Raw genomic sequence first — 6,172 nt, 5'->3', positions numbered from 1 at the left:
CCGACGCACTGACCGCATTTGCCAACGGCGACACCAACCTCGCCTGCCGATGCGACACCTGCACCAGCCCCGACGCCAGTGACGTCGACACCACCGAACCCACCGCGACGCCTATGCCAATGCCGGTGGGTCCGCGCGCGATGATTCATGTCGTCGCGAATCAATCGACCCTTGACGGTCAGGACGATCAGCCCGGCTACCTCGATGGTGTCGGAGTCATAGACGCCGACACCGTCCGCGAGTTGGCCGCCGACGCAACATTCGACTACCTCGACACCGGCGTCGGCGCTCTGGATCCGCGCCACCCCGACCACGCCGCGGCTGCACGCGCAGCACTGCGCTATGTGCCCAGCAAGAAGCTCCTCGCGCTGGTCCGCTCGGGTGAACTGTGCTGCACGTTCCCCGGGTGCACCAACCCGGTGTGGCAGGCCGACGTCGACCACAGCACCCCGTTTGACCACCACAACCCGTCCAGCGGTGGGTTGACCGTGCGAGAAAACCTCAAACCACTGTGCCGATTTCATCACCGCACCAAAACGTTTGGTCGATGGCGTGACTACCAACTCGACCTGCAGACAGCAATTTTCGTGTCCCCACCGGACACACCTTTGTCGGCAACGCCTTCGGCGGACTCGATCTGTTCCCCAAACTCATCCCCACCAAACCACCCGATCACCCCGCGCGCCGAACCATCGACACCATCCACGCCCAACGACGCGCGAAAGTCGCACGCGCCGAAGAGAAGTGGAACGAAGAGAACCCGCCACCCTACTGACGGGCCTCCCTGGGATCGTCCAGCCTCAGTCGGTGCCGGACTCGGCGTCGCTGAGCGCCACCACGAACTTGGTGCCGTACGGCGCATCCTGCACCAGACGCAAGCGCGCCAGTGCGGGGTGGGCGTCGAGCACGCGACCGGCGTTGGCCAACGAACGCAGCGCAGCAGTTTCTGCGCGTGCGGTCTCCAGCTTGGCCAGTCCACGTGCCTTGGCAGTGACCAATTCGGTTGCTGCCGACCGGATCTCGGTGGGCAGGATTACATCCTTGACCAATACGTCGAGTACCTCGATGCCCGCCGCCCGGCCGGCACGTGCGGTCGCGGCGATGATCGGCCCGGTGTCGACGGTGTCGGCTCGGGTGATCACCTCATCGACGGTCACGGCTGCGCAGACTTCACGCAACGCCACCTGCGCGGCGAGGTAGACCGACGCCCACGGGTCGCTGGCCCGCTCGGTGAATGCGACCGCGTCGACAACCGTTGCGCGGACGGCCATCGTGACGCGCAGCGACACGGAGTCGGACGTCAGGATGTCCTGCGGAGCGAGGGTCATGACGCGCTCGCGCATGTCGACGAACGTGTACACGGCACCCCTGCGCTTGCGATACTCGCCGGGCGAAAGGTGCAGGGAGAGTTCGCCATTGCGGTACTCGAGTCCCGTGTACCCGATCGGTACGGAGATCTTGGGGAACCACCGCTTGGCGGGCTTGGTCGCCAGGCGGAGTTCGGTGAAAGCAGACATGGTGCGAACCTCCCTTCGTTTGTCGCGCATGTCGTGTGTGCAAGTAGTTGTCAGGTGTGTATTCGGTTGTGGCGCAGAATGTTCGGCAGGCGACACCGCCCGCGGGAGATCGCGTCGATGGGGTCGCCCGCGGACCGACCGAAGTCAGACGTCGGACGACCGCAGGACCGGCGTCGACCTTGAGTTCCCGGGGGTGGCGTCTGGTGAGGAGTTGAACCTCGGGCTTTAGGAGCCCTGCCATTTCCGTGAATGGTGCTCGAGAGTCCAACGCGCAGAACATGATCGCCGGTACCCCGGGATCGGCTGCTCTCTCGTGCGAGAGGTAACGATGCCAGAGCGGGTTGGGCGGGGGCAACGGGTTTTACTGGGCGGAGTTGGGGCTGGGGTGGGGTGGTTTCGACTTCGGTGCTCGCAAGCTCGCGCCGGCTCAACCAGCGGAGGGGTGCGCTCAGCGCGTGGGGGTGGGGTGGTTTCGACTTCGGTGCTCGCGAGCTCGCGCCGGCTCAACCAGCGTGGGGCGCGTCAGCGCGCGAGGAACGCGGCGACCGTCGACTCGAATGCCTCTTTGGCCTCGATCATCACCCAGTGTCCGCAGCGGGGGAAGATGTGTAGCTCGGCGTCGGGGATGAGACGCATGGGGGCGAGGGCCATGTCGGGTGGACTCACGCGGTCGTCGCGGCCCCAGGTGAGCAGTGTGGGGCAGGAGATCTTGTGCATCATCGCCCAGTAGGGCGGGATGTCGGAGGTCGCGAGGAACTGCTGCTGCATCTCGAACGACGCCGAGCCGTACATCGCGCGACCGGTGGCGAGCGCTTCGGGATTCATCGCGGCCTCCCACCGCTCGGAGATGAGTTGCTCGGTGACGAGATCCTTGTCGTAGACCATCGCGCGGAGCCAGCGGATCAGCTTGTCGCGGTCGGGGTCGTCGGCGAACTCTTGGAGTAGCCGCAGTCCTTCACTTGGGCTCGGGCTGAACAGGTTTGGCCCGACACCGCCGATGGTGACGAGTTTTTGGACGCGGTCGGGTTTGCGGATCGCGAGGTTGACGCCGACGACGCCACCCATCGAGTTGCCGATCATCGGTGCGGCAGCAATCCCGAGCGCGTCCATGAACGCGAGCACGGACTTGCCTGCGGTGAGAACGGGCATGCCCTCCCAGGGATCGCTGACGCCGAAGCCTGGGAACTCCAGGACGAAGCAGTGGTGTGTCTGCGCGAAGACCCCGAGGTTGCCGCGATAGTTGCGCCAACCCGTGACTCCGGGGCCGGAGCCGTGAAGCAGGATCAGCGGCGGCGCGTCGGGGTCGCCCGCCTCGTGATAGCGCAGCACGCCGTTGTCGGTGCTCAGTTCGCGCCTGGTCTCGTCGTAGGTGACATCCACATGATCAGACTAGAACGTGTTCTAGTTTCTTGTCACGAGTTGGGCGGCTCAGGCGCCGAGGGATTCCGCGTCCTCTTCGCCGAAGCGCTCTTCGAGCAGTTCGGGCGAGACGTCGACGTCGATCTCCTCGACGGGGCGGCCCCGCGCCGATTCGATGGCGCTGAGTCGACGCTGCGCGCGGTCGGCGGCGTAGGAGAGGAACTCGGAGTTGTCGATTCCGAACGGTGGCTCGTCGAATTGGGCGTTGACCCACTCGATCATCCCGAGCGCGAGCGGCATCAGTTCGCCCATCCGAACGCCGACCGCATCCCACAGGCTGTCGTCGGCCGCGACGTGGCGACGGCACGTGAAGGTGCCCCACGCCATGTGGCGACGCTCGTCGTCGCCGATGAACTTGATGATGCGCTGCATGCCGGGCAGGATGCCGCGCCTGGTGCAGATCCGTTGCCAGGCGTAGTAGCCCGTCAGGGCGAGTGAGCCCTCGATGACGTGGTTGTAGGTGACGCTGGCGCGGATCTGGTTGAGCGGCGACGGATCGTTGTCGAGGCGGTGAAGCGATTCGGGGAGTTCTTCGTAGAACAGCTGCCGGTAGTAGGGGTTGTCGGCGACGTAGGGGTTGAGGTCGTCGGTGAGGCCGATGGAGTCCATCCAGAGCCGGAAGACCTCGGTGTGCTTGGCCTCTTCGAAGCAGAACTGCGACAGATACATCTCGTCGCCGAACCGCCCTTCGGCGGCCATCGCCTTCATGAACGGCTGGATGTCCTGGGTCACGGCCTCCTCGCCCGCGACGAACTGCGCGACGAGAAACGTTGCGCTGCGCTGTTGTTCGGCGTCGAGCTCGTACCAGTCGGCGGCGTCGCGCGACATGTCGATGGCCGTGGGATCCCAGAACCGTGCGTTGCCCTTGACGAACAGGCGCAGCGGTAGGGATTGCCAGTTGAGGCCGCCGCGTCGCAGCGACGCGAAATCCTGACGAGTGATGGGCTGACGATCGGCGAGAGTCATGGCGCGCCGATCAGCGATCGTTCGGGACTCATACGCTGACGTTAGCGCCGCGATCGAACTCGACCGGTTGGATTGCGCGAACTCTCAGGTTACTCACGCGTCACTTGCGTCGCCGTTCGCGAGTGCGTTCTGGCTGGGGGTCGTCTCGCGCTCGGCGGTCTCACTCTCACCGGTTCGGCGCGACAGCTTGCTGGGCCACCAGATCCGTCGTCCGATGTCGATCGACAGCGCGGGCACGAGCAACGTCCGCACGATGAGCGTGTCGATCAGGACTCCGAACGCCACGAGGAACGCCACCTGGGCGAGGAACAGCAGCGGGATCACGGCAAGCGACGCGAACGTCGCGGCGAGCACGACACCCGCCGAGGTGATCACGCCGCCGGTCGCGGTCAGCCCGCGGATCACACCCTGGCGCGTGCCGTGAGTCTTCGATTCCTCGCGCACGCGTGTCATCAGGAAGATGTTGTAGTCGATGCCCAACGCGACAAGGAACACGAACGCGAACAGCGGCACCACGGGGTCTGCGCCGGGGAAACCGAACGGTCCGTTGAACAGCAACGCCCCGACGCCGAGCGTCGTCGCGAACGACAGCACGGTGGTGCCGAGCAGGATGACCGGCGCGACGATGCTGCGTAGCAGCAGGATCAACACCGCGAGCACCACGAGCAACACGATCGGGATGATCAGATTGCGATCGTGCTCGGCTGTGGTGCGGGTATCGAGGTCGGTGGCGGTCGTACCGCCGACGACAGCGTTCGCGTCGTCGATCGGATGGACACGTTCGCGGATGCGCACGACGGTGTCCTGCGCGGCGAGTGAGTCGGCGTTGTCGGTCAGCGTCGCCTCGATGGCCACGCGGTTGTCGCGGACCACAGGCGTCTGGCCCGCGGTGTAGACCTCGGCCCGCGCGACGCCGTCGACGCTCTTCACAGCGTCGAGAACGGCCGAGGCCTGCGGGGCGTCGGCGATGATCCACGTCGGTGAGCCGCTGCCGGCGTCGAAGTGGCGGGCCTGGACGTCGGCGCCCTCGACGGACTCGACGCTGCCGAGGAAGAAGTCGGTCTGGGCGATGCCGTCGGAGCGGAACATCGGGGCGAATGCGGCTCCGATGAGCAGCACGATCAGGGTGGATGCCCAGATGACGCGCGGTCTGGACGCGACCTTCTCGGCGATCCGGTGCCAGAAGCGGTGCGTCGAGGTGGTGGTGCCCGACTCGGCGAGGTGGGGTCGGACGGGCCAGAATGCGGCGCGGCCGAGGAGCGCGAGAACCGCGGGTAGGAACGTCATCGACGCGAGGAACGACGCCACGATGCCGATCGCCGCGACCGGGCCGAGGCTGCGGTTGGAGTTGAGGTCGGAGAACAGCAGGCACAGCACGCCGAGGATCACCGTTCCGGCCGACGCCGCGACCGGCTCGATCGTCGCACGCCACGCAACCTTGATCGCCTGATACTTGTCGGCGGTCTGTGTCAGCTCCTCACGGAAGCGCGACACCAGAAGAAGTGCGTAGTCGGTCGCCGCACCGAACACGAGGATGAACAGGATGCCCTGGCTCTGGCCGTTGAGGTCGAACACGCCCTGCTTTGTCAGGAAGTAGACGGCACCGGACGCGAGGCCGAGCGCGAAGACCGCCGAGATGATCACGACGAACGGGAGGATGGGGCTGCGGTAGACGATGACGAGAATGACGATCACCACCGCGCCCGCCACCAGCAGCAGGAGGCCGTCGATGCCCGCGAACGCCTCGCCGAGGTCGGCGACCTGGCCGGCTGGGCCGGTGACGTAGACGCTCAGTCCGTTGGGCGGATTGGCCAGGAGATCGCGGAGCTTCTCGACGGTGTCGGCGGGCTCGCCCGCGGTCGAGATCGGCACGATGAGCTCGGCCGCCTTGCCGTCGGCGGAGCGGATCGCCGGTGAGAATGCTTTGCCGAATCCCTCGGTGCCCGCGAGCGGTGTGATGGTGTCGGTCAGGTACGCCGCGTCGGCGTCGGTGAATCCCGACGAGCGTTCGGCGACGACGATCGCGGGGATGTAGCTGGTGTCCTGGAACTTCGCGAGTTCGTCGTTGACGCGGGTCGACTCGGCAGAGGCCGGCAGGAACGCGGTGTTGTCGTTGGTGGAGACCGACGCGAGTTTGCCCGCGAACGGTCCGGTGAACGAGCCGACGACGATCCAGGCGAGGATGCCGAGTGCTGGGATGAGCCAGCGGAGACGAGAGGTCGACGACGCGGTCCGCCGCGGGCTGGCCATGCCGTCTATCTTGGCATGCT

Annotated in this window: 4 protein-coding genes and 1 pseudogene; 1 reads left to right on the top strand and 4 read right to left on the bottom strand. The window is 66.1% G+C overall.

The genetic code is table 11. The features are described 5' to 3' along the window. Positions 1 to 8: 8 nt before the first annotated feature. Positions 9 to 302: pseudogene (locus A5766_RS24865) on the top strand (DUF222 domain-containing protein); the annotation flags it as partial. 498 nt (positions 303 to 800) lie between these two features. Here A5766_RS24865 and A5766_RS04410 read toward each other — a convergent pair. The 4 genes from A5766_RS04410 to A5766_RS04395 form a co-directional block, all read right to left on the bottom strand. After that, the gene (locus A5766_RS04410) at positions 801 to 1,517 is read right to left on the bottom strand and encodes a slipin family protein (RefSeq protein ID WP_005207030.1); all 717 of its coding nucleotides are present in this window, start codon (positions 1,515 to 1,517) and stop codon (positions 801 to 803) included. Positions 1,518 to 2,039: 522 nt separating this feature from the next. Then, positions 2,040 to 2,897: an alpha/beta fold hydrolase gene (locus A5766_RS04405; RefSeq protein WP_005207031.1), complete on the bottom strand. Its 858-nt coding sequence runs from the start codon at positions 2,895 to 2,897 to the stop codon at positions 2,040 to 2,042. Positions 2,898 to 2,945: 48 nt separating this feature from the next. Further along, the gene (locus A5766_RS04400; protein WP_005207032.1) at positions 2,946 to 3,902 is read right to left on the bottom strand and encodes a R2-like ligand-binding oxidase; all 957 of its coding nucleotides are present in this window, start codon (positions 3,900 to 3,902) and stop codon (positions 2,946 to 2,948) included. Between the two features lie 93 nt (positions 3,903 to 3,995). Continuing rightward, positions 3,996 to 6,152, bottom strand: a complete 2,157-nt coding sequence (locus A5766_RS04395) for an MMPL family transporter (RefSeq protein ID WP_064903590.1) — start codon at positions 6,150 to 6,152, stop codon at positions 3,996 to 3,998. Positions 6,153 to 6,172 lie beyond the last annotated feature (20 nt).

The organism is Gordonia sp. 852002-51296_SCH5728562-b (assembly GCF_001665475.1).
GTDB classification, from domain to species: domain Bacteria; phylum Actinomycetota; class Actinomycetes; order Mycobacteriales; family Mycobacteriaceae; genus Gordonia; species Gordonia sputi.
This window is presented reverse-complemented; position numbering and strand designations above follow the sequence as displayed.